Raw genomic sequence first — 25,701 nt, 5'->3', positions numbered from 1 at the left:
GCGGAAGTCCGGTGCGGTCGCGACGGTAGCGCTATCGTGTGCTGTCATGAATGACGGTAGCAGTGTGGACCGGCTGGCCGCGATCCTCCGCAGGGAGCTGGAGCCCTGCCCTCCGGGGCACAGACTCCCGTCCAGCCGGGAGCTGACCGACCGCCACCAGGTGAGTCCGGTGACGGTCTCCCGGGCGGTCGCCGTGCTGGCCGACGAGGGGCTGGTCGTGACCCGGCCGGGCGCCGGCGTCTTCCGCGCCGCCGCCCCGACCCGGGCCGCGACCTCCGGCGACCTGTCCTGGCAGGAGGTCGCACTGAGCGCCGACCCTCCGCACGCCGCGCTGGACGTGGGGGCGCGCGCCGCGGACGCCTCCGGCATCCTGACCACCCTCTCCGTGCCGCCGCCCGAGGTGGTCGACCTCAGCGGCGGCTACCCGCACGCCTCGCTGCAGCCGGAGCGCGCCCTCGCGGCCGCCCTCGCCCGGGCGGGGCGGCGTCCGGGCACCTGGTCGCGCCCACCGGTGGAAGGGCTGCCGGAGCTGCGGGAGTGGTTCGCCCGCGACATCGGCGGCCCCGGCGGAGCGCTGACCGCCGGCGACGTGCTGATCACCGCCGGCGGCCAGAGCGCGCTGACCACCGCCTTGCGCGCCCTGGCCGCCCCGGGTTCGCCGGTACTGGTGGAGTCCCCCACCTACCCGGGCACGCTCGCCGTGGCCCGGGCCGCCGGACTGCGCCCGGTGCCGGTGCCGGTGGACGCGGACGGCGTCCGGACCGACCTGCTGGCCGAGGCCTTCGCCGCCACCCGGGCCCGCCTGCTGGTCTGTCAGCCCCTCTTCCAGAACCCCACCGGCGCGGTGCTCTCCCCCGCGCGCCGGGAGGAGGTGCTGGGCGTCGCCCGCCGGGCGGGCGCCTTCGTGGTGGAGGACGACTTCGCCCGCCGCCTGGTCCACGCGGACGCCCCGACACCGCCACGGCCGCTGGCAGCCGACGACCCGGACGGGGTGGTGGTGCACATCCGCTCGCTCACCAAGGCGTCGGCGCCGAGCCTGCGGGTGGGCGCCCTCACCGCGCGCGGCCCGGCGCTGGAGCGACTGCGCGCGGTGCACGCGGTCGACAGCCTCTTCGTACCGCGCCCGTTGCAGGAGACCGCCCTCGAACTGGTCTGCTCCCCCGCCTGGTCACGTCACCTGCGGACGCTCGCCGCGGCCCTGCGCGACCGCCGCACCACCCTGCTGACCGCCCTGGCCTCCGCGCTGCCCGGCCTGCTTCCCGCGCGCCCGCCGCACGGCGGCTACCACCTGTGGCTGCGCCTGCCCGGCGGCCTCGACGAGCGGGACGTCACCGCCGCCGCCCTGCGCCTGGGCGTGGCCGTCACCCCGGGCGCTCCGTACTTCCCCGCCGGGCCGGCCGCCGCCCACCTGCGCCTCAGCTACGTCGGCACGCCCGGCACCGCCCAACTGGAGGACGGCGTCCAGCGGCTGGCCCAGGCACTCGGACCGGCCGGCGGCCGGCCCGCGGGGGCGGACGCCTGAGGCGCCGAGCCGCAACGAACGCGTGATCGAATTCCCCGCACATCGGCACGTGGGGTCGCCTACGCTGCCCTGCGGCCGTTCCCTCAGGGATCCGCAGCGGCACGCGCCTCATCCGCATCACGCCCCAGGGGGTCCCGTGGAACACCTGCTCGGTCCGCGCCGGTTCGTGTTGCTGCTCGCCGTCCCCCTGCTCACCGGCGCCTTTCTGCTCGGCCACAGCATCACGAGCATGAACACCCAACTCACCGGCATCCCAGGCGAGTTCACCGCCTACCACTGCGACAGCAGGCAGTCCCGGAGCGGCGGCGAGAGCTGGTCCTGCACCGGCTCGTTCACGGCGGACGACAAGTCGTTCACCATCTCCTACACCAAGATGTTCCCGGCCCTCGACTCCGAGCCCACCGCGCCGGTGGCCGCCAAGGCGGACGACGCGAACGCGACCACCGTCGTGGTCGACGACGTCACGACATGGGTTCTCCCCGCAGGCAGCGGCGCGATCATCCTGGGCATCGGCATCTTCATGCTGTACCACCGCCTGCGCGGCCGCCTGCGCAGCCGCCCGAGCGACCGCCCGAGTGGCCGCCCGCGCGTCCGCTAGGAGGGCCCGGCCGCAGCGGCAGCCCGCTGCCGGCTCCGGGTATGCGAAAGCGCCCCGTGCGGTCCCTCCGCGCGGGGCGCTTTCGCCCGCTTTCCGGACCGTCGTCGCGCACCCGCGACGACGACCGCCTCCCGGACGTCCCGCATACTTGACCAAAGCCTGATAAGGGCAGCCTTTCCTTACTCCAGGGCGAGTGCATAGACTCCGCTCCGGCCGGACGGTCATGCCCGTGCCACGACCCACCCGCGTGAATCGAGGAACCATGTCCGCCAGTACTCGCCCCCTTCTTCTCGGCGCCGGCACCGCGCTGGCAGCCGTCGTGGCCCTGTCGGGCTGCACCCAGAAGGCCGCGAGCGAGGACGACGCCCTCCAGGTGACGGCCTCCGACTCGGCCTGCGAGGTCTCCGCGAAGGACTTCCCCGCCGGCCACGTCACGCTGAACGTGGAGAACAAGGGGTCCAAGGTCACCGAGGTGTACCTCCTCTTCCCCGACGACCGGATCGTGGCCGAGCGCGAGAACATAGGCCCCGGCACCAAGGCGTCCCTGGTCGCCGAGGTGAAGGCCGGCGACTACGAGATCGCCTGCAAGCCCGGCATGAAGGGTGACGGCATCCGCCAGAAGGTCAAGGCCACCGGCGGCGACAAGGCGCCCGCGCGCAGCGCCGAGGCGGACGCCGCGGTCGCCTCCTTCCGCTCCTACGTGCTGGCCCAGGCCGAGCAGACGCTGCCCCGGGCCCAGGCGTTCGCCGACGCCGTGAAGGCCGGCGACGTCGAGAAGGCCAAGGAGCTCTACGCCCCGTCCCGCATCGGCTGGGAGCGCACCGAGCCCGTCGCGGAGTCCTTCGGCGACATCGACCCCAAGGTCGATGTCCGTGAGGACGGCCTCGAGGAGGGCCAGGACCCGGCGAAGGACTGGACCGGCTGGCACCGCCTGGAGAAGGCCCTGTGGGACGAGGGGAAGATCGGCGACCGCGAGAAGGAGCTCGCCGACCAGCTGATGACCGACCTCGAGGACTGGGTGCAGCGCGTCGGCAAGGCCGAGATCTCCCCGACCTCGATGGCCAACGGCGCCAAGGAGCTCCTCGACGAGGTCGCCACCGGCAAGGTCACCGGCGAGGAGGAGCGTTACTCCCACACCGACCTGGTCGACTTCAAGGCCAACCTCGAGGGCGCGTCGAAGTCCTACGAGCTGCTCAAGCCCGTCGCGGAGAAGAACGACCCGGAGCTGGTCAAGACGCTCGACGAGCGGTTCGCCGCGCTGACCGAGCTGCTGGACCGGTACCGCACGGACAAGGGCGAGGAGCAGGACTCCTACACCTACGTCTCCTACGACAAGGTCGGCAAGGCGGACCGCAAGGAGCTCTCCGACGGCGTGAACGCCCTGGCCGAGCCGCTGTCCAAGCTGTCCGCCGCCGTCGCCAAGTAACCGGCAGGCGCACCCCGCCCGCACGACCGTCAGGGAGAAGCGAGACATGTCCGAGAAGCCGCACGGCGACGCAGCGCCCTCGCGTCGCGCGGTGCTGGGCTGGGGCGGCGCCGGGCCCGCGCTCGGCGCCGCCGCGGTGGGGGGCACCGTGGCCGTCGCCGGCGTCGGGGAGGACGAGCAGTCCGCCCCCGACGGCGTCGTCCCCTTCCACGGCCGGCACCAGGCGGGCATCGCCACGCCCGTCCAGGACCGGCTGCACTTCGCCGCCTTCGACGTGAAGACGAAGGACCGCGCCGAACTGGTGCGGATGCTGAAGGAGTGGACGCGGGCGGCCGAGCGGATGACGGCCGGCCGTACCGTGGGCGAGGGCGCCTACGGCGGCATACCGGAGGCCCCGCCGGACGACACCGGCGAGGCCCTGGGTCTGCCGGCGTCCCGGCTGACCCTGACCGTCGGTTTCGGCCCGTCCCTCTTCGACGACCGCTTCGGCCTGGCCGGGCGGCGCCCCGACGCGCTGGCGGACCTGCCGAAGTTCCCCGGCGACAACCTGGATCCCGCCCGCAGCGGCGGCGACCTGTGCGTCCAGGCCTGCGCCGACGACCCGCAGGTCGCGGTGCACGCCATCCGCAACCTGACCCGGATCGGCTTCGGCACGGTCGCGATCCGCTGGTCCCAGTTGGGCTTCGGCAAGACGTCCTCCACCACGCCCGAGGCGCACACCCCGCGCAACCTGTTCGGCTTCAAGGACGGCACCCGCAACATCGCCGGCACCGACACCGCCTCGCTCGACAAGCACGTCTGGGCGGGCGGAGCGGGCGCCGGCTGGATGGAGGGCGGCTCCTACCTGGTGGCCCGCCGCATCCGCATGAACATCGAGACCTGGGACCGCACCTCCCTTCAGGAGCAGGAGGACGTCTTCGGCCGCGACAAGCAGCGGGGCGCGGCGGTCGGGAAGAGCAAGGAGCACGACGAGCCGTTCCTGAAGGCGATGAAGCCGGACTCCCACGTGCGCCTCGCGCACCCGGACTCCAACGGCGGCGCGGCGATGCTGCGGCGCGGCTACTCCTTCACCGACGGCACCGACGGCCTCGGCCGCCTGGACGCGGGCCTGTTCTTCCTGGCCTACCAGAGCGACCCGCGGACCGGGTTCGTCCCCGTCCAGACCGCCCTGGCGCGTTCCGACGCGCTCAACGAGTACATCCAGCACGTGGGCTCGGCACTGTTCGCCGTCCCCCCGGGCGTCCGCGGCGAGGACGACTGGTGGGGCCGGGCGCTGTTCACCTGACGCGCCGCACGGCTCCATCGCTCGACCCCTGTTCGTCACCGCTCGGAAGAAAGGAACCGGCGTGTTCGCCAACTACCTGATCGGCCTGCGTGAAGGGCTGGAGGCGAGCCTCGTCGTCTGCATCCTGATCGCCTACCTGGTCAAGACCGGCAACCGGGACCGGCTCGGGCCGGTCTGGGCGGGCGTGGGCGTCGCCGTGGCGCTGTCCCTCGCCTTCGGCGCGGCGCTCCAGTTCGGCTCCTCCACCCTCACCTTCCAGGCGCAGGAGGCCCTCGGCGGCACCCTGTCCATCGTGGCCGTCGGCCTGGTCACCTGGATGGTCTTCTGGATGCGGCGCACCGCCCGTCACCTGGCCCGCGAGCTGCACGGCAAGCTGGACGCCGCGCTCGCCCTGGGCACCGGCGCGCTGGTGGTCACCTCCTTCCTCGCCGTCGGCAGGGAGGGGCTGGAGACCTCCCTGTTCATCTGGACGGCCGTCCAGGCCAGCGGCGACGGCGTCCGCCCGCTGGTGGGCGCCCTGCTGGGCCTGGCCACCGCGGTGGCGCTGGGCTGGCTGTTCTACAAGGGCACGCTGCGGATCAACCTGTCGAAGTTCTTCCGCTGGACCGGCGCCATGCTGGTCGTGGTGGCGGCGGGCGTCCTCGCCTACGGCGTCCACGACCTCCAGGAGGCCGACTTCCTGCCGGGCCTGGGCGACCGCGCCTTCGACATCAGCACGACGATCCCGCCCGAGTCCTGGTACGGCACCCTCCTCAAGGGCATCTTCAACTTCCAGCCCGACCCGACCGTCCTGCAGCTCGTCGTCTGGCTGCTCTACCTGGTCCCCGCGATGGCCCTCTTCCTCGCCCCGGAGCGCCGCCGCCCCGCCGTGGCCGCCGCCCCCGAGGCGCCGGCGCCCACCGGGTCCGCCACGGCCGACCGCGGCTGACCCGCACCGCGCACGCCGAACGGCCCCGCCCGCTGCACGCGGACGGGGCCGTTCGCCTGTACAGGCGCCAGGACAGGAGACGCGGGGCCACGGACTCAGAAGGTCAGCTTCCAGCTGTCGATGTAGCCGGTGTCCTGGGAGGCGACGTCCTGGACCCGCAGGCGCCAGCTGCCGTCGGCCGTCTCGGTGGAGGCGTTCACCGTGTAGGTGGCGATCACGTTGTCCGCGGAGTCGGAGCCGCTGGAGCTCTTCAGCCGGTAGGCCGTGCCGTCCGGGGCGAGCAGGTCGACGACCAGGTCGCCGCGCCAGGTGTGCTTGATGTCGACGCCCACCTTCAGCGTGGAGGGCGCGTTGCCGGTGCGGCCGGTGACGGCGATGGTCGAGGTGACCGCGGCGCCGCCGTCCGGGATGGCGACGTCCGTGGTGTTCTCGAAGGTGGTGCCGGGCGCCGGCGGGGCCTGCGTGCCCACGGTCCAGATCGCGTGCGCGAGGGCGTCGGTGTTGCGGTCCAGGGCGGTGTCGTTGATGTTCGAGGTGCTGTCGCAGGACGAGTGGTAGCAGCGGTCGAAGGCCTGGCCGGCCGTCCCGCCCCACTTGGTGGCCTGCGCGGAACTCTTCACGCTGCTGGCGCCGGTGAAGAGGCCGCCGACGGGTATCCCCGCGGACTTGAACGGGGCGTGGTCGGAGCGGCCGTCGCCCTCGGTCTCGATCTCCGTGGGGACGCCGATGCCCGCGTACCAGTCCTTGAAGACCTTCTCCAGCGTCGCGTCGTCGTCGTAGACGAAGTAGCCCGGGTTCGGGGAGGCGATCATGTCCAGGTTGAGGTACCCGGCGATGCGCGAACGGTCGGTGCTGGTGAGGCTGTTGACGTAGTACTTGGAGCCCACCATGCCGAGTTCCTCGGCGCCCCACCAGGCGAACCGCAGGTGCTTGGTCGGCTGGAGCTGGGCCCGCGACACGGCGAGCGCGGTCTCCAGCACGCCCGCGGAGCCGGAACCGTTGTCGTTGATGCCCGCGCCGCTGGAGACCGAGTCGAGGTGCGCCCCGGCCATCAGGACCTGGCTGGTGTCGCCGCCGGGCCAGTCGGCGATCAGGTTGTACCCGGTGGCGCCGGAGGACGTGAACTGCTGGACGGTGGTGGTGAACCCGGCGGCGTCCAGCTTGGCCTTCACGTAGTCGACGGAGGCCTTGTAGCCGGTGCGGCCGTGGGCGCGGTTGCCGCCGTTGGCGGTGGCGATCGACTGGAACTGGGTCAGGTGCGCCTTGACGTTCGCCAGCGGGATGTCCGGCGCGGCGAGAGCGGCCGCCTGCGTGGCCGTGCTCGGGGCGGAGGCCGTGCTCGGGACGGAGGCCGTGGAGGCGCCCGCCGTGCTGCCGTACGAGGAGGGGGTGACGGCGAGCAGCGCTCCCACCGCCATGGCGGCGACGGTCGCGGTGCGTCTGCGGAACGATCGGGGCGGGCCGGCCTGGTAGCTCGTCATGAGGGCCGCTCTTTCTCGTCGAGGAATCCGGAGGGTGTCCGGACGGGGGGTCAGGGCCGGGTGGGCCCTGTGCGGCCCCGATGCTCACCGAGTTGTCAGTGTCCCGTCAATACCGCTTCCGGACGGGTCACGTCGCTCCCCGGCCACACGCCCCCGCGGGCGGGGAGCCGGGGCTACGCTCGTCGGCATGGCGATGCGCGTTCCCTTCGACGAGGCGCTGCTGTCCACCGTGGGCGTTCCCCGGACGGTGGAGCTCCTGGACAGCAGCCCGCGGTCATGGGTGTGGCGGGTGCGACTGGCCGGCCCGGAGACGGTGGTCGTCAAGCAGATCACCGACGGCGGGGACCCGGGCGCCGACGCGGACACCCGCTTCGCGCGGGAGGTCGCCGGCCTGCGCCTGGCCGGGCGCACCGCCGGGCCCGCCGTGGCCCCCGCGGTGCTCGCCGTGGACCCGTCCTCGCGGCTGATGGTCCTGGAGCACGTCGACGACCTCGGCAGGACGGACGACTGGATGCCGGGGTACGCCGAGGCGCTCGCGCGGCTGCACGCCCTGACCGGGCCCGCCGACGCGGGCGCGCTGCCGCCCTGGCCGGGCCCCACGGCGGCCGACGCGGAGTCCTTCCTCGCCCTGGCCGGGGCGCTGGACGTGGCCGTGCCGTCCGGGGTCCCCGGCGAACTCGCCGGCCTGCTGGAGCGGCTGGAGCCCGCCGCGCACCACGCGCTGCTGCACGGCGATCCCTGCCCCGGCAACGACCTGCGCACCGCCGAGGGCGTCCGGTTCGTCGACTTCGAACGGGCCTCGCTCGGCAACGGCCTGGTCGAACTCGCCTACTTCCGCATCGGTTTCCCGACCTGCTGGTGCGCGATGTCGGTCGCCGCGGCCCCGCTGACGGAGGTCGAGGACGTCTACCGCGCCACCTGGCGCGGCCTCACCGGCAGGGACGTGCCGGGCGACCTCGCCGACGCGTGCGCGGGCTGGCTGATCCAGGGCGACGCGCTGGTCGAGCGGGCCCACCGGGGGACGGCCGACCAGCTCGCGCGGGTGCCCGTCGAGGACTTCGAGTGGGGCTACGTCTCGGCCCGTGAGCGGCTCGTCCACCGTCTGGGCGTGGTCGCGGGCCTGACCCGCGACCACGACCGCCTGCACACCCTGGGCCGCCTCTGCACGGCCCTGGCCGGCCGCCTGCTGGAACGCTGGCCACGGCTGCGGCCCCTGCCGGCGCACGACACCCGCCCCTGGTACTAGCCCGCCGGGCCGCGTACGGCGAGTCACGCCCGGCGAGTCGCGCCTGGCGGGCCGACCGGGCTACTTTCCGGCGGCGAACTTCCGCACGAGGTCCGCGAGTTCGGGGGCCTGGTTCAGCAGGGCCGACCAGTGAGTGGCGGGCAGCTCCCGGCGTTCGAGGTGCGGGACCCACTCCTCCAGCCCTTCGCTCAGCGCGGAGCTGACGAAGGCGTCCTTGGTGAGGGTGACGAGCTGGACCGGCACCTCGGTGGGCCGCCGGCGGGGCCTGCGCAGCCGCTGCCGCATGTTGGCCCGGTACAGCTCGATGCCCCGCACCGCGTCGGAGGCGATCGTGGCGGCCGGGTGGCCGGGACGGGGGCTGACCCCCTGGAACACCCGCAGCACCGTGCCCCACCGGCGGGCCAGCCCGAACCTCCAGGCGGCGGGCGCCAGCACCGGCAGGTGGAACAGGTAGATGTACCAGGAGGACACCCCCTGCACGACCAGCTGCCTCAGGTGACGCGCGGTCGGCCGGCGCATCCTGCGGCGCAGCCAGAACCCCATGTGGTCCAGGCAGGGGCCCGACATCGTGGTGTACGAGGCGATGCGCGCGGGAGCCTTCGGTTCGGTCACCGCCTCCCAGGACTGGATGGACCCCCAGTCGTGGGCGACGACGTGCACGGGCCGCCCGGGGCTGGTGGCGTCGGCGACCGCGAACAGGTCCTGGGCGAGGAGTTCCAGGCGGTATCCCGCCCGGTCGGCCGGGACCCCGGAGTCGCCCGCGCCGCGCACGTCGTAGCGGACCACGTGGTGGTCGGCGGCGAGCACCTCGGCCACCTCGTCCCAGACGCGGTGGGTGTCCGGGTAGCCGTGGACGAGCAGCACGGTCGGCGCGGCCGGGTCCCCCTGCTCGTACACGGCCAACGAGACATCGCCGGAGGTGACCCGGCTGTGGCGCACCTCGGCGGCGGCGCTCACCGGGCCACCGCCGAGGGATACGCGCTCCGGCCGCGGCCCGCCGCGGCCGGCTCGTCGGCGGGGAACGCGGAGGACGCTGAGGACACGGGGAACGCGGGGAACGCGGGCGGCGCCGGGAGGGGCCGTGCGGTGACTGTGCTCATGGCAGCGGGGTCTCGCCTTCGTCGGTGGCAGCGGCAGGGATGACGGCGGGAGCGGGGACGACGCCGGGGGCCGGCACGTCCAGTGCGAGAAGGGTTCCCTCCTCGGCGCGGGAGACGCAGACCAGCATGTCGCCGGCCTCCCGTTCGGCGGGGGTGAGCCTGCGGTCGCGGTGGTCGACGGCGCCGGAGAGCACCCGGACCTTGCAGACCCCGCAGAACCCCTGGTGGCAGGAGTACGCGGTGGCCGGCTCCGCCGACCGCAGCACGTCGAGCGCGCTGCGGTCGGCGGGCACCGGAAGCCGTCTGCCGTCGCGCAGGAGCAGGGTGAAGGGCCTGCCGTCGACGATCGGCGCGGCGGTGAAGCGTTCGAAGTGCAGCCCGGCGGCGCCGCTGTCCGGGAAGGCCCGGCGCACCGCGTCGAGCATCGGCGCGGGCCCGCAGCAGTAGACGGCGGCGCCCTCGGAGGCGCGGGCGAGCAACGCCGCGGCGTCCGGGCGGCCGTCCTCGTCGTCGGCCAGCACCACGACCCGGCCGGGGTGCCGGCGGGCCAGCGCCTCGGTCTCCTCGGCGAAGGGCAGGGAGGCGCGGCTGCGGCCGGTGTGGACCAGGGTCCAGTCGAGTCCGCGGCGGGCCGCCTCGTGGGCCATCGGCAGGACGGGCGTGATGCCGATGCCGCCCGCGAGGAGCAGGACCCGCTCCTCGCGGGCGAACGGGAACGCGTTGCGGGGCCCCGCGACCCGGACCCGGGCGCCTTCGGTCAGCTCGCGGTGCACCTCGGCGGAACCGCCCTGCCCGCCGGGGATCAGCCGGACCGCGATCCGGTAGGCGGACGGGTCGGCCGGGTCGCCGCACAGCGAGTACTGCCGCCGGCGCCCCGAGGGCAGGTCCAGGTCGATGTGGGCTCCCGGCTGCCACCGCGGCAACGGGGCGCCGTCCGGCGCGGCCAGCCGCAGCGCCACGACGTCGGGTGCGGCGAACTGCCGCCCGACGACCTCCAGTTCGCCGGGGCGCTCGTCCCGCGCAGGGCGCGGGCGGTACGTGCCGCGGCGGCCGGCCAGCGGAACGTACCAGGAGGTGACGCGCTCCAGGCCGGCCATCAGCCGGGAGGGGCGTCCGCTCCCGTACAGGCCGGGCGGCGGGGTCCCCGGGGGCAGGGTGGGCATGCTGCGTTCTCCTGCGGCGATGTCGGTGGGCGGCGGCGCGGTGGGCGGCGGCGTGGGCAGGGGTGTCAGTGGGCGGCGGCGCGGGCCGCGGGCGAGGTGGCCAGGTACGCGACGGCCTGCGGCGTCGAGCCCTCCTGGCTGGGGTGGTAGCGGGGGCTGAAGTACCGCGCCACGGAGACGAACAGCTTCGCCGTGCTCGGCATGAGTCCCCGGCGGGTGGTCCTCGGCACGTCCCGCCAGCGCGCCTTGGTCCCGGGGGCGAGTTGGGCGTCGACGGACATCAGGTACCGGGCGCCGCGCACCCACAGCTGCACCAGCACCGTGGTGGCGATCGCCATCGTGCGGACCCGGCGCAGGTAGCCGGGGTCCAGGTGGCGCAGCAGGTCGTAGGCGACGGCCCGGTGCTCGACCTCCTCGGCGCCGTGCCAGCGCAGCAGGTCCAGCATGACCGGGTCGGCGCCCGCGCGGTCCAGCGCTGCGGCGTTGAGGATCCAGTCGCCGAGGAAGGCGGTGAAGTGCTCGATGCCCGCGATGATCGCGACCCGTTCGATCAGGTACTGCCGCTCCCGGTCGGGGGCGAGGTCCGGCCGGTCGCCCAGCACCTTGCGGAAAAGGTACTCGATCTGGGCGACGTAGGGCCCGATGGGCACCTTCTTGGCGGCCAGATGGTCGAGCACGCCCTGGTGGGCCTCGGCGTGCACGGCCTCCTGCCCGGTGAAGCCGAGGACCCGGGAGCGCAGCTCCTCGTCGGTGATCAGCGGCATCGTCTGCCGGAAGACCTTCACGAACCAGCGCTCGCCCTCGGGGAGCAGCATGTGCAGCACGTTGACCACGTGGGTGGCGAAGGGTTCGCCCGGGATCCAGTGCAGCGGGAGGCCGTCCCAGTCGAACCGGACGTCGCGGGGCGTCAGCACCAGGTCGTCGTGCTCGTCGCGCTTCTTCATGAGGCAGCTCCTGGGCGGGCGGCCCGCCGGTCGATCTCCGGAGTTACCAACGGTAAGCGTTGTCGAATTCCTGTCAATAGGACCGGCCTGCGCAGTTCACCTCCGCGACCCCCGGGCCCGCAGTGCGTCGATGGACCAGCCGAGCACCGGGTGGAGACTCTCCGGACCCGGCCAGCCGTTGATCACGGCGAGCAGCGCGAGGTACCGCTCCCTGCGGGGGTCGTTCATGGCTTCCAGCCGCGTCAGGAGCCGCCTGCGGGACTCGGCGTCGTCCCGGCCTTCGAAGAGGTGCGCGCAGCCGGCCGTCAGGGCCGCGACGACCGGGTCGGCTCGGCGTGAGGCCGGTTCGATCCCGGCTGCCACGGCCGGGGCGGTCCGGTCGCGCACGATCGCGGCCAGATCGTCGTGCCGGCTGGGAGGAGTGCCCGGGGTGCGCCCCGCCGCCTCGTCCCGCGCGAGCTGTCGCACATGGGCCCGGAAACCCGGGTCCTCGGCCAGTTCGGCCAGCTCGACCCACGCCTGGAGCTGTTCGGCGTCGGGGTCGTCCGGCAGCTGCGGGGTCATCGAGCGCATGATCCCCTCGACGCCCGGACCGATTCCCGCACCGCCGAGGGCGGCGTCGAGGAAGTCGGCGATCAGCCGTCGGCGTTGGGCTTCGGTGAGCGTCGCGAGCCTGTGCATCAGATGCGTCTCCTCGGGTGTGGCTCCTCGCCGCGCCACGACGCTCAGCACCGCGCGACGCAGGCGCAGGACGCGGATCTGCACGTCCAGCGCCTCGGCATGCGTCGCGGCGACCTCCGACAGCGGGAGTTCCCGGTCCATGACCTTCCGGATGGCGGCAAGGTCCAGGCCCAGGTCGCGCAGGGTCAGGACGAGGTCCAGGCGGGCGACGGCGCGGTGGTCGTAGAGGCGGTAGCCGGCCGGGCTGCGGTCGGTGGGCGGCACCAGCCCGCGGTCGGAGTAGAACCGGACGGTCTTGACCGTGGCGCCGGTCCGCCGGGCCAGCTCGCCGATCGAGTGGAGCGTGTGGCCGTTCATGTCCCCCACCTTCGCGCCTCCCCCCACGGGAGACTCAAGCCCCGTGCCCGCGAGGGCCGGAACGCCGACACCGAGCCTTCGGAGGGAACAGGCCGACGGTCAGCGGTGGGACCGGAGCCGGCCGTGGGCGGTCAGTTCCAGGTCGACGAAGGCGGCGATCATGGCCCGCCAGACCGCCTCGGCGACCTGCGGGCTGAGCCCTGCCCGCTCCGCCTCCGCCCGTGCGGCCGCGACGACGCGCTCGACGCGGTCGGGCGCCCGCACCGCCTGCTCGTCCTTCTTGAAGCGGGCCGCGGCACGGACCAACTCCTCGCGCCGCGCCAGCAGTTCGACCATCTCGGTGTCGAGCGCGTCGATGCGGTCGCGAATCTCGTCCAGTGAGGCGGGAGTTCCGGGCTGCGGCATGGGCCCATGCTTCCAGCCCCCGCCCGCGGGCGGGGCGCTTTCGCCACACGCCGGGCGCCTCCCCCGTTCCGTCCGGTGGCTGCCGCCGTCCGGGCACGGGGCAGGACGACGGCACCGCTCCCGGGCGGTGCCGGAAGCGGTGCCGTCGGGGGCCGGGGCCGCCGGGTCAGTGCCCCCGGGGCCGTCCGCCCCCGCACAGGGCCCAGACGACGAAGACCGCCAGCACGATCACCACCACCGACCACAGGGGCGAGTACGGCAGGGAGAGGAAGGAGGCGACGACCAGGAAGACGGCGACCGCCACCCCGGCGGCCCGCCCCCACCGCTCCCGGCGGAACAGCCCGAGGGCGACGAGCAGGCCCAGCACGCCCAGGGCCAGGTGGATCCAGCCCCAGGCGGTCAGGGTGAACCCGAACACGTAGTGCGGCGCCGCGACGAAGACGTCGTCCCCGGCGATCCCCATCACGCCGCGCAGCAGGTCCAGGACTGCGGCGAGCAGGAGCATCACGGCGGCGAAGAACCACAGGCCGTCGGGGGCTCCCGCTCCCGCCGTGCGGGCCTGCCGGTCGTGCTTCCGGGTCATGGTGTGCCTCGTTTCGCGCGGGGGGCGGACGGTCGGGACGCGGTGTCCGGACGCTCAGGAACCGGGGGTCCCGGAGGACGGGGAAGAGCCGGGGGCCGCCGGGCCGTGGCCGCTCAGGACCAGTTCCTTCGCCCGCCGGAACTCCTCGTCCGTGATGTCGCCCTTGGCGCGGATCTCCGACAGCCGGGCCAGCTCGTCCACGCTGCTGCGCCGCCCGCCGTCCCCGCCGTCCGCGAAGTACTCCCGCAGTTCCTCCCGCTGGGCCCGCGCCCGGTCGCGCTCCCGGCGGCCCATGTCCTTGCCCCGGATCAGCACGTAGAGGAAGACGCCCAGGAAGGGCACGAACGTGCACACCACGAGCCAGCCGGCCTTCGCCCAGCCGCTCATCGCGTCGTCCCGGAAGATGTCGAGGACCACCCGGAACAGCAGGGCGAACCACATCACCCAGACGAAGAAGACGAACATGGTCCACAGGGCGCCCAGCAGGGGATAGTCGTAGGCCAGATAGATGGGGGTGTTCATGTCCGTCCTCCGTCCCTCGCCGCTCCGGAAGGGGTTCTCCCGGCAGCGGAGGTGTACCGGTGTTCAGGGTGCGCGCGGCGGCGGCGGTCCGGCCTCACCCGGCACGGGTGACTCGGCGGCCGCCCGGCCGCGCCACGTCACTGCGGCCGCGTCGCGTCACTCCGGGAGCTGCCGCATCTCCACCACCCGCAGTCCCAGCGACCGGCAGCGCGCCAGCAGGCCGTACAGGTGGGCCTCGTCGACGACGGGGCCGTACAGCACCGTCTGCCCGGCCATCACCACGTGGTCCAGCTCCTGGAAGGTGCCGGCGAGCGTCTCCGACAGGTGTCCCTCGACTCGGATCTCGTAGCGCACGAGGTGTCCTTCCCCGGATCGGGCGTCTCCGGCAGGTCCGACGGTGCCCTCCCTCTCTCCGCGATGCTCCTCCCCCGCTCCCCCGGGTGCCTCACCCCTCGAAGGTGACCGTCGCCCGGTCCGCGGGCCGGTCACTTGAGGATCACCTTGAAGGAGATGATCAGCAGCCCGAGCAGCAGGTTCACCGAGGCGGTGACCGCGACCAGACGCCAGGGGGCGCCCGCGCTGCGCGCCGCGGCCACCGACCAGCCCACCTGCCCGGCCACGGCCACCGACACCGCGAGCCACAGGGAGCCCTGCACGTCCAGGCCCAGCAGCCCGCCGACCGCCACCGCCGCGGCCGGGGGGACGGCGGCCTTGACGATCGGCCACTCCTCCCGGCACACGTGCAGCACCGTCCGGCGGTCCGGCGCGTGCCGCGCCAGGCGCGCCCCGAACAGCTGGGCGTGCACGTGAGCGGTCCAGAACACCACGCCGGTGAGCAGCAGGAGCAGCACCAGGTGCAGGCGGGGGAACCGGCCCAGGCTGCCGGCGCCGATCACCACCGAGGCGGCGAGCAGGGATCCGTGGATGCCGCCGGTGTAGTCCTGCCGGGTCCGTCCCGCCCCGTCCGGTGTTCCGGAGGTGCCTGCGATCGTGGACACGGGCCTCTCCCTTCAGGATCGTCCCCGTACGTCACCGTCACCGTCGTCGTCCGTCTTCCGGCCGCGGCCCAGGGCCAGCCGGGCGACCTCGCGCCAGTCGGTGACCGTGGCGCGGGACGGGCGCAGCCGGCGCCGGCGCGGCACGCGGACCCGGAGCGCGCCGGGCTCGACGCGGCACACCACCGGCGACGGCAGGACGGCGTGCTCGCCGTCGATGCCGACCGGCAGGTCGGTGTCCGTGGCGGACGTGACGACGACCTGTTCCGCGGTAAGCCGGACCAGGCCCTCCGCGTGCGGGCCACGGACGAGGCCGGCGGCCTGGGCGGCGTTGGTGACCCGTACGCACACCACGCCGAGCAGCCCGGTGTCGAGCCGTTCCCGGCGCCCGGGACTGGCCGCGTCGACGGCGCGCCCGTACGGGTTGTTGCTGACCAGCAGCGCCTGGAGCCCGTCCACGCCGACGTCGCCGGCCCGCATCCGCAGCCGGGGCGCGTCCTCGCCGGTGAGGAGCGCGGGCAGGGCGCGCAGGGTGGTGCCCGCCTTGGCGTCGCGGTACGCGGGGTCGGTGACGACGAACCCGTACACGCCGAAGGAGGCGTTGTTGACGAAGACCCGGTCCGCGGCGAACCCCAGGTCCACCCTGATCTCGGTCCCGTGCGCCAGCGCGTCGAGCGCGCCCGCCGGATCCTCGCGGTCCAGGCCGAGGTCGAGCGCGAAGTGGTTGCGGGTGCCGGCCGGGATCACCATGAACGGCACGTCGTGGCGCGCGGCGACCTCCGCCACCAGGGCCTGGGTGCCGTCGCCGCCCGCCACCGCGAGGAGGTCGGCCCCGTCGGCGACCGCCTGCCGGGCCAGTGCGGTGACGTCCTGGCTCCCGTCGAGCAGGACGACCCGGCAGCCCGCCGCCTCGGCCCTCTCCACGAGGTGGAAGCGGCCCACCTTGCCCCCGCCGGAGCGCGGGTTCATCAGCACCCAGGGCGCGCGGGGCGCCGCGGTGGCGGCCCGCCCCCGCTGCCGTGCGGCGGGGGCGGCCGCTCCGGGCCCCAGGGCGGTGCGCGCCGTCGTGGAGGCCAGCGCCCACAGGGCGAGGGACAGCAGCGCGGGCAGGAGCATGCCGACGACGGCGAACAGGACCAGCACGGCGACCGGCGCGGCCACCGCGAGGAGCGCCCCGAGGGCCCGCAGGACGCCGGTGTGCGCCAGCACCCACCACAGGCCGGCCGCGGCGAGCGCCAGGCCGGCGAGGCCGAGCAGCGCCCACAGCACGCTCCGCAGGCCCGCGGCGACCAGCGGCACCACCGCGCTCGCCAGCAGGGCGAGCACGGCGAGCCGCGCCCGTGCCGCGGGGCCCACGAACGCGGGGGCGGCTGTCGCCGCCCCCGTCGCCGCGGGTTCCCGTCCGGCCTCGGTCCGGTCCCCGTTCCCGCCGTCACGTGTCACCGGTCGTCCCGCCTTCTCCGCGGAGGACACGGGCCCTCAGCGGTCGAATCCGGCGTCGCGATGGACGCACAGGGCCCAGATGACGAAGCCCGCGATGGCGATCATCACCAGCGACCAGATCGGGTAGTACGGCAGCGACAGGAAGTTGGCGATGATCAGCAGCGCGGCGATGGCCACGCCCGCGACCCGGGCCCAGGTGGCGTCCTTGAACAGCCCGAGGGCGAGCAGGATCCCGATGGCGCCGAGGATCAGGTGGATCCAGCCCCAGCCCGTCAGGTCGAACTGGAACACGTAGTTCGGAGTGGCGACGAAGACGTCGTCCTCCGCGATGGCCATGATCCCCCGGAAGAGGTTGAGCAGGCCGAGGAGGAACAGCATCACGGCGGCGAAGGCGGTCAGGCCGCTCGCCCAACCCTGCTTGGCCGTGTGCGCCGACCGGGTCTGAGTGGTGTGGGACGCGCTCATCGTGCACCTCTTTCGTGTGGTCCGGACGCTCGGCGACCGGTGGGTACCAGGTCAGCGTGGACCGGCGGACCCCGCTCGGGCCTCACCCGGCAGGGGTGAGCCGTGCGGGACCCGCGGGTGGTGCCATGGAAGGGCCAGTCGCCGTGTCCGCACGGGTCCGCGCAGGTCCGAAGGGGTCCGCACGGTTCGCACGGTCCGCACCACCAGGAGGCCGGACGATGACCGAGTCCAGCGCTTTCACCCCGTCCCTGTCCCCCGCCGAGCGCGCGGCCCGCGGAAGGGACGCGCGCGCCCGGGCCCCACGGTCGGGCCACGGCCGGTACGAGCCGGCGAAGGGGCGTTTCGACCCGATCCGCCTGCTGGAGGAGCAGTCGCGGTCCCGGGTCGCCGAGCTGGTGCCGATCCGCTACGGCCGCATGCTCGAGTCGCCGTTCCGCTTCTACCGCGGGGCCGCGGCGATCATGGCGGCGGACCTCGGGCCCCTGCCCGACACCGGGCTGCGGGTGCAGCTGTGCGGTGACGCCCACCCGCTCAACTTCCGGCTGCTGGCCTCCCCCGAGCGGCGGCTGGTCTTCGACGTCAACGACTTCGACGAGACCCATCAGGGCCCGTTCGAGTGGGACGTGAAGCGGCTGGCGTCCGGGTTCGTGACGGCGGCCCGGGCGAACGGCCTGTCCGTCCGGCGGCAGGACGAGGTCGTGCGGGCCTGTGTGCGCGCCTACCGGGAGCGGATGCGGCAGTTCGCCGGCATGCGCACCCTGGACGTCTGGTACGCGCAGGACGACGCCGACCGGATCCGGGAGCTGGCCTCGACGGCGGACGCGGAGGCCGGCCGCCGCACCGCCGAGGCCGCCGACCGGGCCCGCACCCGGACCCATCTGAAGGCCTTCGCGAAGCTGACCCGAATGACGGACGAGGGCCGCCGCATCGCCTCGGACCCCCCGCTGCTCACCCCGCTGCACGAGCTGCGCGACCGCCCCTCGGAGGCCGCGCGGGCGCAGGAGATGCGGGCTGTCCTGGACGGGTACGCGGCGTCCCTGCCGCCCGAGCGCCGGCACCTGCTGCGGCACTACCACCTGGTCGACATGGCCAGGAAGGTGGTCGGCGTCGGCAGCGTCGGCACCCGCTGCTGGGTGGTGCTGCTCCTCGGCCGGGACGACGACGATCCCCTGCTGTTGCAGGCCAAGGAGGCGCAGGAGTCCGTCCTGGCCGACCACGTGGACGGCGAGCGTCACGAGAACCAGGGCCGCCGGGTGGTGACCGGCCAGCACCTGATGCAGACGACCAGCGACATCTTCCTCGGCTGGACGCACGTCGTGGGCCTCGACGGGCAGGAGCGGGACTTCTACGTCCGCCAGCTGTGGGACTGGAAGGGCATCGCGCGGCCGGAGACCATGGATCCCGAGCTGCTCGTGCTGTTCGCCCGGCAGTGCGGCGCCTGCCTGGCGCGGGCCCACGCCCGTTCCGGCGATCCCGTCGCCGTCGCCGCCTACCTGGGCGGCGGGGACCGCTTCGACCGGGCCCTGGCGGAGTTCGCCCAGGCCTACGCCGACCAGAACGAACGCGACTACGCGGCGCTCCGGGCCGCCTGTGCCTCGGGCCGCCTCCCCGCACGGCAGCTGTGAGGGGGCGGCCCGGTGACGGCAGTCCGGTGGCGGCGGCGCGGTGACGGCGGTCCGGCGGCGGCAGCCCGGTGACGGCGGTCCGGTGACGGCGGTCAGAGCAGCCCGAGTTCGCGGGCGCGGCGCACGGCGTCGCCGCGCCGGTTCACCGCCAGCTTCCGGTAGACGCTCTTGAGGTGCGACTTCACCGTGTTGACCGACACGTGGAGGTCGGCGGCGATCTCCACGGCCGACATCATCCCGGCCAGCCGCACCAGCACGTCCCGCTCCCGCCCGCTCAGCTCGGCCGCGACGAGGTCCGGGGACGGGGAGGCCGAGGGCGACGGCCGCTCCCCGCGTCGGGCCGCCGACGGGCCGGGCGTGAGCCAGCCCGCCGCCAGCTCGCGGGTCCCGCCGGAGGCGAGGAGGGGCCGGATCCACGCCCCCGCGTCGAGGAAGGGGCGCCGCAGCTGCTCCCGCCGGGCGTCGAGGAGGGCCCGCTCGACCAGCTTGCGCGCGGTGGCCCCGTCCCCCGCGGCGTCCGCGGCCCGGGCGCGCACCAGCGCGGCCCGCACGGCCACCGCCGGGCCCGTCCCGCCCTGGGTGCGCAGAGAGTCGAGCAGGCCGGTGGCCGCGCCGGCGCGCCCGGCGGCGAGCTGGACCGCCGCCGCCTCCACGACGCAGGCCGGCTGGTCGCCGGACACGCCGTCGAGCAGGGCCGCCGCCGCGTCCGGGCGCCCCTCGGCCAGGTGGGCGGCGGCGGTGACGACCGTCGCGTGCCCGGACGCCCACGGCGAGGCCTCGACGGCGGCGACCGGCGCCTCCACGGCCTCGGCGGCGGCCCGGGCCTTGCCCTCGGCGAGCAGCAGACGGGCGGTGGCAAGGGCCTTGGCGGCGGCCGGCACCGGGTCGCGGGCGCCCGCGCCGAGGTGGCCGGACGCCGGGTCGGCCGTGCCGAGCAGCTCCCTGGCCCGGTCCAGCTCGTGACGGTCCACGGCCACGGCGGCCAGCACCAGCCGGGCGAGGCCGGAGCCGGAGGGCCCGGCCAGTCCCGCCCGCTCCTCCTCGGCCAGCGCGGCCAAGGCTCTGCGCTCCGCCCGGCCGGTCCAGCCGGTGAGGTGGTCGAGCAGCGCCAGGTGTGCCAGCGCGTCCTCCCGGGGCAGCGCGGTGGAGGGGCCGGCGGGGGTGCGCACCACGGCGGTCAGGGCGGCGCGCGCGTCCTCGAACCGTCCGGCCCACAGGCGTGCCGACCCCACGTGGGTGAGCAGGAGGGCGGTCAGCTCGGGGTGCTCCTCCAGGAGACGCTCCGGGACCTCCCGCCGCAGCGCGTCGGCGGCCCGGGCGGCCTCCTCGGCGCGCGCCGGGCTGCCGGACAGCCGGGCGGCCAGCGCCTCCAGCAGCGCGCGGCTGAGCCGTGCGGCGGCCGGGTCGGGCGTGCCGTCGGCCAGGCACTCCTCGGGGAAGCGCCCTTCGGGCAGGCCCGCCTCGACGCGGCGCAGACGGGCCACCGCGCGCTGCGGGTCGCACCGTGACAGGTCGCGGGCCGCCCGCACCAGGTCCGTCGCGGGCGTCCGGGCCTCGGGCGTCATGCCGGAGAACAGTTCCGTCAGGTCGCCGGCGCGCAGCCCGGTGAAGAGCCGGCCGATGGCGAGGTCGCCGACGAGCGCGCCGGCCGCGAAGTCCCACTCCCCCGCCGCGGCGCCGTGGGCCAGGGTCTCCGGGAGGAACCCGGACCGGTGCAGCCACCGTGCGGCCCGCCGGTGCAGCTCCGGTTCGAGGCCGGGCAGGCGCACCCGCAGGTGGGCCCGCAGGATCTCGCCGAACAGCGGGTGGAGCCGGTACCAGGAGTGTCCGAGGTCCTCGACGAAGGCGTTCGCCCGGTGCAGGTCGACGAGCAGCGGCTCGGCGTCGACCCGGCCGGTCAGCGCGTTGGCCAGGTCGGGGCAGAACCGTTCCAGGACGCTGACCCGCAGCAGCAGGTCCTGCGTCCGCTCCGTCCGCCCCTCCAGCACCTCGGCCAGCAGGAAGTCCGCGATCGCGCTGTGGCCCGCCTCGAACTCCTTCAGGTAGCCCTCCGGGTCGGCGCTCTCCCGCGCCGCCAGGGCGGACAGGCCGAGCCCGGCCGCCCAGCCGCGGGTGCGCTCCACCAGGGCGCGCGCGGTCGGCACCGTGAGGCCCAGTCCGTGCAGCTCCAGCAGGGAGACGGCCTCCTCGGGCGTGAACGCCAGGTCGGCGGCCCGGATCTCGGTCAGTTCGCCCGCCGCCCGGTAGCGGTGCAGCGGGAGCAGCGGCTCGGTGCGGGTGACCAGGACCAGGTGCAGGCAGGGTCCGGCGTGGTGCAGGACGAACTCCAGCTGCTCGGCGACCTCCGGGGCGTCCACCCGGTCGAACTCGTCGAGCACGACGACCACGGGCCGCCCGCTCTCGTCCAGCTCGGCGGCCAGCGCCGCCAGCAGCCTGCCGTCCATCTGGGCGGCGTCCGCCGGGAGCGGCCCGGGGCCGAGCGCGCCGCAGCCGCGGAGCGCCCTGAGCAGGTACGCCCAGAACACGCCCGGCCGCTCGTCGCCCGCCTCGACGGTGAGCCAGGCGACCGGCTCCCGGAGGCCGGCGACCCAGTCGGCCGTCAGCAGGGTCTTGCCCGCGCCGGCCGGCCCGTCGACCAGGGTGAGCGGGGTCCGCAGCGCCCGGTCCAGGTGCCGCAGCAGCCGCGGGCGCGGCAGGTAGGTCGCGGGCCGCACCGGCGGCACGATCCGGGTCCGCAGGAACGGGTCCGCCGGCGGTTCCCCGGCCGGCCGGGTGGGCCCGGTCGGCCCGGTGGACCCGGCGGGCCCGGTCCGCCCGGTCGGCTCCGCCCGGGACTCCACGGAGGGATCCGCCGGCGCGGGCTCGGGCTCGGGCTCCGGTTCGGGCTCGGGCTCCGATTCGGGCTCGGGCTCGGCCGAGAGGTCCGGCACGAGGCCCGCATCGCTGCCGGTCCCGTACCCGCCTTCGCCGCCGGCCCCGGTCCCGGCACCGCCCGCGGCACCGCCCCCGGCACCGGGCTCACCGCCGGCGCCTGCCCCGTACTCGCTTCCGCCCCCGGTCCCGCTCCGCTTCGCTGCCACAGCGCTCACCACCACTGTCCGCAGGGCATGGGCCGCCCGGCCACCCGTCCAGCATCCCAGCCCTCCGCCCGACGCGCGCGACGTGCGCGTCGGGCGGAGGGCGCGTGACGCCCGCCGGGCGACCCGGCCGCACCGGACCCGCCCGCGGGGCCGCGTCACTCCAGCAGGGCGGCCGCGTGCCGGCGTGCCTCCCCGAGCCAGGCCTCACGGGTCGCGTCGTCGGAGCCGGTGACCGTCCGGAACACGACCCGGCGGACGTCCTCGACCCCCACGTACGGCAGGACGCACGCCGCCCAGATCCGCTCCAGCGGATCGCCGAACACGGCGTCCTCCCTCTCGGCGGGGGTGTCGGAGGTGTTCAGCACCAGCGCCCGGCGGGCCCGCAGCATGCCGTCCGGCTCGCCCTCCGCGGTACCCAGCTTGTACGCGACGCCCGGCACGAACACCCGCTGCACCCACCCGGCCAGCACGGCCGGCGGCATGCCCCACCAGTTCGGGTGGACGAGGACCAGGACGTCCAGCGTGGCCACCTCCGCGCGGTGCAGCGCGACCTGCCCGTCGCCGTCGTCCGCGGCGCCGGTCTCCACCGTCCCCGTCTCCCTCGCCGACAGCACCGGCGGGAACCCCTCGGCGCACAGATCGTGCGCGACGACCTCGCAGCCGCGGCCCCGCAGTTCCCCCACCACCGCGTCGAACACCGCGTGGTTGAAGCTCCCCGCCCGCGGATGAGCCAGGTACACCCCTGCCCGCATCGCCACTCCCCCGTTCCTCGTCGTCGGTCGTCGTCCCTCGTCGTCGGGCCCGACTGTTCCACTGCGGCAGCGCCGCCACAACGGGCCCGCCGCCGGCACACGACGGCCCCCGGAGCGCGCCGTGAGCGCGGGTCCGGGGGCCGTCGTCGGTGACGGGCCGTCGGGTCAGCCCCAGGCGGGGGCGGTGAACATGCTGGCCGCGCTGTACCCCGCGTGCGGGTAGGAGGCCCCCCAGCCGACGGGCTCCGGCTGGGTGCGGGGGAAGTCCGCGGCCACCAGCGTCGCCAGATCGAAGTAGGCCTCGCGGGTCCGGGACTTCAGCTGTTCCAGGTCGACCTCGGACCCCGCGGCGAGGTGCTCGTCGAACGGGACGGTCACGACGCCACGGCAGCGGGCGTGGAAGTGGTGCACGACGTCGTCCACCCGCACGTTCCTGCTCTTGCGGCGGGCCTCGGAGATCACCGTGATGCTCCGGTGGACGAGGTCCTCGTAGCCGTGCGCGTTGAGCCAGTCCAGGGTGGTGCTGGCGCTGGTGGCGCCGTCCACACTGGCGTGGCGACCAGGATCAGCTGGTCCGCGTGGTCCAGGATGCCCCGCATCGCGCTGTGCAGCAGGCCGGTGCCCGAGTCGGTGAGCACGATCGGATAGTGCTGGCCGAGGCAGCCGATCACCTGGCGGTAGTCCTCCTCGCTGAACGCCGTGGACAGCGCCGGGTCCGCCTCGTTGGCGAGGATCTCCAGCCCGCTCGGCGCCTGGGAGGTGAAGCGCCGGACGGCCATGTAGTTGTCGATGTTCGGGATCTCGGCCACCAGGTCCCGGATGGTGGCGCTGGTCCCGCAGCGCACCCGCCGGCTGAGGGTTCCGGCGTCCGGGTTGGCGTCGATGGCGACGACCCGGTCCTGCCGCTCGGTGGCGAGGGTGGCTCCGAGGGCGGTCGTGGTGGTCGTCTTGCCGACCCCGCCCTTGAGGCTGATGACAGCGATCTTGTGGCACTGGGTCACCGGGGTGCGCAGGACGGCCAGCTTCTGCTCCCGCTCCCGCTCCGTCTTCCTGCCGCCGAGGCGCAGGCCCTTCAGGCCGCGGCGCTCACCGGCCCGCTTGCGCAGCAGACGGTCGGCGGAGAGCTCGAGCGCGGCACTGAGCCCCAGACCCCCGGCACGGGCGGCCGGGTCCGGCGCCGGCCAGTGCGCCTGACCGTAGTGGGCCGGCGGCCCGTAGGACTGCGGCACGCCCGGAGCCCCGTGCGGCGACTGCGCGTACCCGCCCCAGCCCGCCTGCGGGGCGTGCGGTGGCGGCGGCAGGTGCTCCACGCCGGGGCCGACGCCCGGGCCGCTGCGGGGGTCGCCGCCGTGCGCGGCCGGCGCGGCGTGGTGCTGCTGGGCCCCGCCGGGTGGCGGGGGCGCCTGCCCCACGGTGTTCGGGTGCTCCTCGGCCGGGGCCTGCGCGGGGGTGGGCACGAGGTCGGCTCCGTCGGACCCCTCCGGCCTCGCGTCGGGCGTGGGGCTGCCGCCGGAGGCGTCGCGATCGTTGGTCACGGTGGGTCCTTTCACATGGGTGGGAGATCCGTCGGGCGCAGGGTCGGCGGTATGACGACCGGGGGCAGGGCCGGCGGCATGACGACCGGGAGCAGGGTCGGCGGCATGACGACGGCCCTGTTCCCCGGCCGGCGGCAGCGTCCGGCGGCCGGACCGGGGGCGTGCGGTGTCCGTGCGGGGCGGACCGTCGAGGGCCACGTGAGGGGCGGGCGGCCTCCCCGCGGTCAGGCGCCCGCCCCACGGCCCGGACGAGTCGGCGAGGCCCGGAAGGCCGGCCTCCCGCCCCCGGTAGGGCGTACCGCCGACATCCGCGGGGGCGAGCGCGGGACGCACCCCGTACGCGGGAGGGAGGGCGCGCGGTTCCGGACCCCCTCGCGCCACCACGGCCACCCCCGTGTGGTCCGCACCGGCCTCCAGCAGGCGTGGCGGCGGCTTCACCGAGCCGGTGGGAGCGCTCGTGGGGTAGACACGGGCGAGCATGCCGTCCTGGGTGAACGTCAGCCCGAGGGATATGAACTGCTCGACGCTCATCACCCGCTTCTCCTCCCGCACGACGTGCGGGGGCGGCTGGCGGGCCGGCTCCTTGCCCATCCCGGCCGACAGGGAGTACGTGGTGTGGTACCGCTCGTTGGCCTGAAGGGCGCGCTGCACGTCGGGCGGGACCTCGATGCGGCTGCGCACGCGGAACCGTCCGGCCTTCAGCCGCTGGGTCCGCTGCAGCTGCACCTTGAGCGGGCCCGCGAACGAGTAGTGCTGCTGCTCGGCGTACTCACGCAGCTTGTGCACCAGTTCCTCACCGAGCATGACCAGGCACGAGCTCTGCACCTCGTGATCGCCCGGGTTCAGCTCGATGACGAAGCAGTTGGGCACGATGACGCAGTCGCGGTCCCAGATCCTGGCATTGATGTCGCACTCGCGTTTGAGCGCGCCGATGTACTCAACGGGCTGCACCGGGGACTTGAACACTTTGGCGAACGCCCCGTTCACCATGGTCTCGAAACTGCGTTCTATTTTGTTCAACGCCCCCACTACGGCCTCCGGGGTGACGATCCGCCGCGACTTGATCAGACGATCCGAAGAGATTGCGGATAGTGGTGATATAGCCACACAGCGTGATTAGACGCGGCGTGTCGCCGTAATTCACCGGATCGGTCGCCGGACCAACCCCTCCCGGGCGACGCCACGCGCCGCTCCCCGGCGACGGGACCCGCCGTTCCGGGCGACGCCCCGCACACGCGACCCGGACCGGCCGCTCCCCGCAGGCGGCGCCGATCTCCCCGCCCTGCCGCTCCTCACCCCAACCAGCCGGGGCCGGCCGCCGGAGGCAGTCACCCGAGCCGGGGGAGCACGGGTAGGCACGGGACGGAACTGGCCGGCACCGGCCTCGACACCTGGGCGGCGGACACCTGGTCTTCGTGGCCCCTTGCCCGACGGGCGAGACGGCCTTCGTCGTCCGTGCCTCGGAGAGCGGGGCGAGCGCGGACGTGCGCGACCTCTTCCCCCCGTTACGTCGAGGCCGAGGCCGCCCGCCTCGGCTGCGGCCCGCTGGAACTGGAACTCCCGCG

Annotated in this window: 21 protein-coding genes and 2 pseudogenes; 7 read left to right on the top strand and 16 right to left on the bottom strand. The window is 74.8% G+C overall.

Annotation, left to right across the window (positions count from 1 at the left end; all coding sequences use genetic code 11):
* Positions 1 to 46: 46 nt before the first annotated feature.
* From ABT026_RS14860 to efeU, 5 genes are all read left to right on the top strand, one after another.
* Positions 47 to 1,522 carry an aminotransferase-like domain-containing protein gene (locus ABT026_RS14860; protein WP_351114743.1) on the top strand — a complete coding sequence of 492 codons (1,476 nt, stop codon included), beginning with the start codon at positions 47 to 49 and terminating at the stop codon, positions 1,520 to 1,522.
* Between the two features lie 136 nt (positions 1,523 to 1,658).
* A complete protein-coding gene (locus ABT026_RS14855) occupies positions 1,659 to 2,120 on the top strand; it encodes a hypothetical protein (protein ID WP_351114742.1) in 462 nt (153 codons plus the stop codon).
* 262 nt (positions 2,121 to 2,382) lie between these two features.
* Positions 2,383 to 3,546, top strand: coding sequence for an iron uptake system protein EfeO (gene efeO, locus ABT026_RS14850; RefSeq protein WP_351114741.1), 1,164 nt, complete (start codon positions 2,383 to 2,385; stop codon positions 3,544 to 3,546).
* Between the two features lie 46 nt (positions 3,547 to 3,592).
* Positions 3,593 to 4,831, top strand: a complete 1,239-nt coding sequence (gene efeB / locus ABT026_RS14845; protein WP_351114740.1) for an iron uptake transporter deferrochelatase/peroxidase subunit — start codon at positions 3,593 to 3,595, stop codon at positions 4,829 to 4,831.
* 61 nt (positions 4,832 to 4,892) lie between these two features.
* Positions 4,893 to 5,759 carry an iron uptake transporter permease EfeU gene (efeU, locus tag ABT026_RS14840; protein ID WP_351114739.1) on the top strand — a complete coding sequence of 289 codons (867 nt, stop codon included), beginning with the start codon at positions 4,893 to 4,895 and terminating at the stop codon, positions 5,757 to 5,759.
* 95 nt (positions 5,760 to 5,854) lie between these two features.
* On the opposite strand, the gene ABT026_RS14835 is transcribed toward efeU, so the two are convergent.
* A complete protein-coding gene (locus ABT026_RS14835) occupies positions 5,855 to 7,240 on the bottom strand; it encodes a M28 family metallopeptidase (RefSeq protein ID WP_351114738.1) in 1,386 nt (461 codons plus the stop codon).
* 187 nt (positions 7,241 to 7,427) lie between these two features.
* Between ABT026_RS14835 and ABT026_RS14830 the strand changes: the two genes are divergently transcribed.
* Complete coding sequence (locus ABT026_RS14830) at positions 7,428 to 8,486, top strand: phosphotransferase family protein (RefSeq protein WP_351114737.1); 1,059 nt, start codon at positions 7,428 to 7,430, stop codon at positions 8,484 to 8,486.
* A gap of 60 nt (positions 8,487 to 8,546) precedes the next feature.
* Here ABT026_RS14830 and ABT026_RS14825 read toward each other — a convergent pair whose 3' ends face one another.
* The 11 genes from ABT026_RS14825 to ABT026_RS14775 all read right to left on the bottom strand — a co-directional run bounded on the left by ABT026_RS14825 (position 8,547) and on the right by ABT026_RS14775 (position 17,144).
* Positions 8,547 to 9,443: an alpha/beta fold hydrolase gene (locus tag ABT026_RS14825; RefSeq protein ID WP_351114735.1), complete on the bottom strand. Its 897-nt coding sequence runs from the start codon at positions 9,441 to 9,443 to the stop codon at positions 8,547 to 8,549.
* 139 nt (positions 9,444 to 9,582) lie between these two features.
* Positions 9,583 to 10,749, bottom strand: coding sequence for a PDR/VanB family oxidoreductase (locus ABT026_RS14820; protein WP_351114734.1), 1,167 nt, complete (start codon positions 10,747 to 10,749; stop codon positions 9,583 to 9,585).
* 65 nt (positions 10,750 to 10,814) lie between these two features.
* The gene (locus ABT026_RS14815) at positions 10,815 to 11,693 is read right to left on the bottom strand and encodes a metal-dependent hydrolase (RefSeq protein WP_351114733.1); all 879 of its coding nucleotides are present in this window, start codon (positions 11,691 to 11,693) and stop codon (positions 10,815 to 10,817) included.
* Positions 11,694 to 11,789: 96 nt separating this feature from the next.
* Positions 11,790 to 12,731 (bottom strand): MerR family transcriptional regulator, encoded by a 942-nt coding sequence (locus ABT026_RS14810; RefSeq protein WP_351114732.1) that lies wholly within the window; start codon positions 12,729 to 12,731, stop codon positions 11,790 to 11,792.
* Positions 12,732 to 12,830: 99 nt separating this feature from the next.
* Positions 12,831 to 13,136 carry a chorismate mutase gene (locus ABT026_RS14805; protein WP_351114731.1) on the bottom strand — a complete coding sequence of 102 codons (306 nt, stop codon included), beginning with the start codon at positions 13,134 to 13,136 and terminating at the stop codon, positions 12,831 to 12,833.
* Positions 13,137 to 13,302: 166 nt separating this feature from the next.
* Positions 13,303 to 13,719, bottom strand: a complete 417-nt coding sequence (locus tag ABT026_RS14800; RefSeq protein WP_351114729.1) for a DUF7144 family membrane protein — start codon at positions 13,717 to 13,719, stop codon at positions 13,303 to 13,305.
* A gap of 54 nt (positions 13,720 to 13,773) precedes the next feature.
* On the bottom strand, positions 13,774 to 14,241 hold the full coding sequence (locus tag ABT026_RS14795; protein ID WP_351114728.1) for an SHOCT domain-containing protein: 468 nt from the start codon (positions 14,239 to 14,241) through the stop codon (positions 13,774 to 13,776).
* Positions 14,242 to 14,397: 156 nt separating this feature from the next.
* Positions 14,398 to 14,595, bottom strand: coding sequence for a DUF8691 family protein (locus ABT026_RS14790; protein ID WP_351114726.1), 198 nt, complete (start codon positions 14,593 to 14,595; stop codon positions 14,398 to 14,400).
* Positions 14,596 to 14,726: 131 nt separating this feature from the next.
* Positions 14,727 to 15,230, bottom strand: a complete 504-nt coding sequence (locus ABT026_RS14785) for a hypothetical protein (RefSeq protein ID WP_502967984.1) — start codon at positions 15,228 to 15,230, stop codon at positions 14,727 to 14,729.
* A gap of 21 nt (positions 15,231 to 15,251) precedes the next feature.
* Positions 15,252 to 16,592, bottom strand: coding sequence for a diacylglycerol/lipid kinase family protein (locus ABT026_RS14780; protein ID WP_351114870.1), 1,341 nt, complete (start codon positions 16,590 to 16,592; stop codon positions 15,252 to 15,254).
* Positions 16,593 to 16,715: 123 nt separating this feature from the next.
* The gene (locus tag ABT026_RS14775) at positions 16,716 to 17,144 is read right to left on the bottom strand and encodes a DUF7144 family membrane protein (RefSeq protein WP_351114724.1); all 429 of its coding nucleotides are present in this window, start codon (positions 17,142 to 17,144) and stop codon (positions 16,716 to 16,718) included.
* Positions 17,145 to 17,362: 218 nt separating this feature from the next.
* Between ABT026_RS14775 and ABT026_RS14770 the strand changes: the two genes are divergently transcribed.
* Positions 17,363 to 18,769, top strand: a complete 1,407-nt coding sequence (locus tag ABT026_RS14770) for a DUF2252 domain-containing protein (RefSeq protein ID WP_351114723.1) — start codon at positions 17,363 to 17,365, stop codon at positions 18,767 to 18,769.
* A gap of 92 nt (positions 18,770 to 18,861) precedes the next feature.
* On the opposite strand, the gene ABT026_RS14765 is transcribed toward ABT026_RS14770, so the two are convergent.
* The 4 genes and pseudogenes from ABT026_RS14765 to ABT026_RS14750 all read right to left on the bottom strand — a co-directional run.
* Complete coding sequence (locus ABT026_RS14765; protein WP_502967983.1) at positions 18,862 to 21,609, bottom strand: helix-turn-helix transcriptional regulator; 2,748 nt, start codon at positions 21,607 to 21,609, stop codon at positions 18,862 to 18,864.
* 395 nt (positions 21,610 to 22,004) lie between these two features.
* Positions 22,005 to 22,601, bottom strand: a complete 597-nt coding sequence (locus ABT026_RS14760) for an NAD(P)H-dependent oxidoreductase (RefSeq protein WP_351114721.1) — start codon at positions 22,599 to 22,601, stop codon at positions 22,005 to 22,007.
* Between the two features lie 165 nt (positions 22,602 to 22,766).
* Positions 22,767 to 23,899: pseudogene (locus ABT026_RS14755) on the bottom strand (MinD/ParA family ATP-binding protein); the annotation flags it as partial.
* A gap of 924 nt (positions 23,900 to 24,823) precedes the next feature.
* Positions 24,824 to 25,165: pseudogene (locus ABT026_RS14750) on the bottom strand (DUF3662 domain-containing protein); the annotation flags it as partial.
* Positions 25,166 to 25,701 lie beyond the last annotated feature (536 nt).

It is taken from the genome of Streptomyces sp. NPDC002734 (genome assembly GCF_040295685.1).
In the GTDB taxonomy this organism is placed as follows: Bacteria; Actinomycetota; Actinomycetes; order Streptomycetales; family Streptomycetaceae; genus Streptomyces.
Note: the sequence above shows the minus strand (reverse complement) of the source record. Positions and strands in the feature narration are given on the sequence as shown.

What these genes read in the sequence shown, in the direction of transcription:
- ABT026_RS14860 (WP_351114743.1), top strand. Translation starts at nt 47, where the DNA reads ATGAATGACGGTAGCAGTGTGGACCGGCTGGCCGCGATCCTCCGCAGG.
- efeO (WP_351114741.1), top strand. Translation starts at nt 2,383, where the DNA reads ATGTCCGCCAGTACTCGCCCCCTTCTTCTCGGCGCCGGCACCGCGCTG.
- efeB (WP_351114740.1), top strand. Translation starts at nt 3,593, where the DNA reads ATGTCCGAGAAGCCGCACGGCGACGCAGCGCCCTCGCGTCGCGCGGTG.
- ABT026_RS14835 (WP_351114738.1), bottom strand. Translation starts at nt 7,240, where the DNA reads ATGACGAGCTACCAGGCCGGCCCGCCCCGATCGTTCCGCAGACGCACC.
- ABT026_RS14830 (WP_351114737.1), top strand. Translation starts at nt 7,428, where the DNA reads ATGGCGATGCGCGTTCCCTTCGACGAGGCGCTGCTGTCCACCGTGGGC.
- ABT026_RS14820 (WP_351114734.1), bottom strand. Translation starts at nt 10,749, where the DNA reads ATGCCCACCCTGCCCCCGGGGACCCCGCCGCCCGGCCTGTACGGGAGC.
- ABT026_RS14815 (WP_351114733.1), bottom strand. Translation starts at nt 11,693, where the DNA reads ATGAAGAAGCGCGACGAGCACGACGACCTGGTGCTGACGCCCCGCGAC.
- ABT026_RS14810 (WP_351114732.1), bottom strand. Translation starts at nt 12,731, where the DNA reads ATGAACGGCCACACGCTCCACTCGATCGGCGAGCTGGCCCGGCGGACC.
- ABT026_RS14805 (WP_351114731.1), bottom strand. Translation starts at nt 13,136, where the DNA reads ATGCCGCAGCCCGGAACTCCCGCCTCACTGGACGAGATTCGCGACCGC.
- ABT026_RS14800 (WP_351114729.1), bottom strand. Translation starts at nt 13,719, where the DNA reads ATGACCCGGAAGCACGACCGGCAGGCCCGCACGGCGGGAGCGGGAGCC.
- ABT026_RS14795 (WP_351114728.1), bottom strand. Translation starts at nt 14,241, where the DNA reads ATGAACACCCCCATCTATCTGGCCTACGACTATCCCCTGCTGGGCGCC.
- ABT026_RS14775 (WP_351114724.1), bottom strand. Translation starts at nt 17,144, where the DNA reads ATGAGCGCGTCCCACACCACTCAGACCCGGTCGGCGCACACGGCCAAG.
- ABT026_RS14770 (WP_351114723.1), top strand. Translation starts at nt 17,363, where the DNA reads ATGACCGAGTCCAGCGCTTTCACCCCGTCCCTGTCCCCCGCCGAGCGC.
- ABT026_RS14760 (WP_351114721.1), bottom strand. Translation starts at nt 22,601, where the DNA reads ATGCGGGCAGGGGTGTACCTGGCTCATCCGCGGGCGGGGAGCTTCAAC.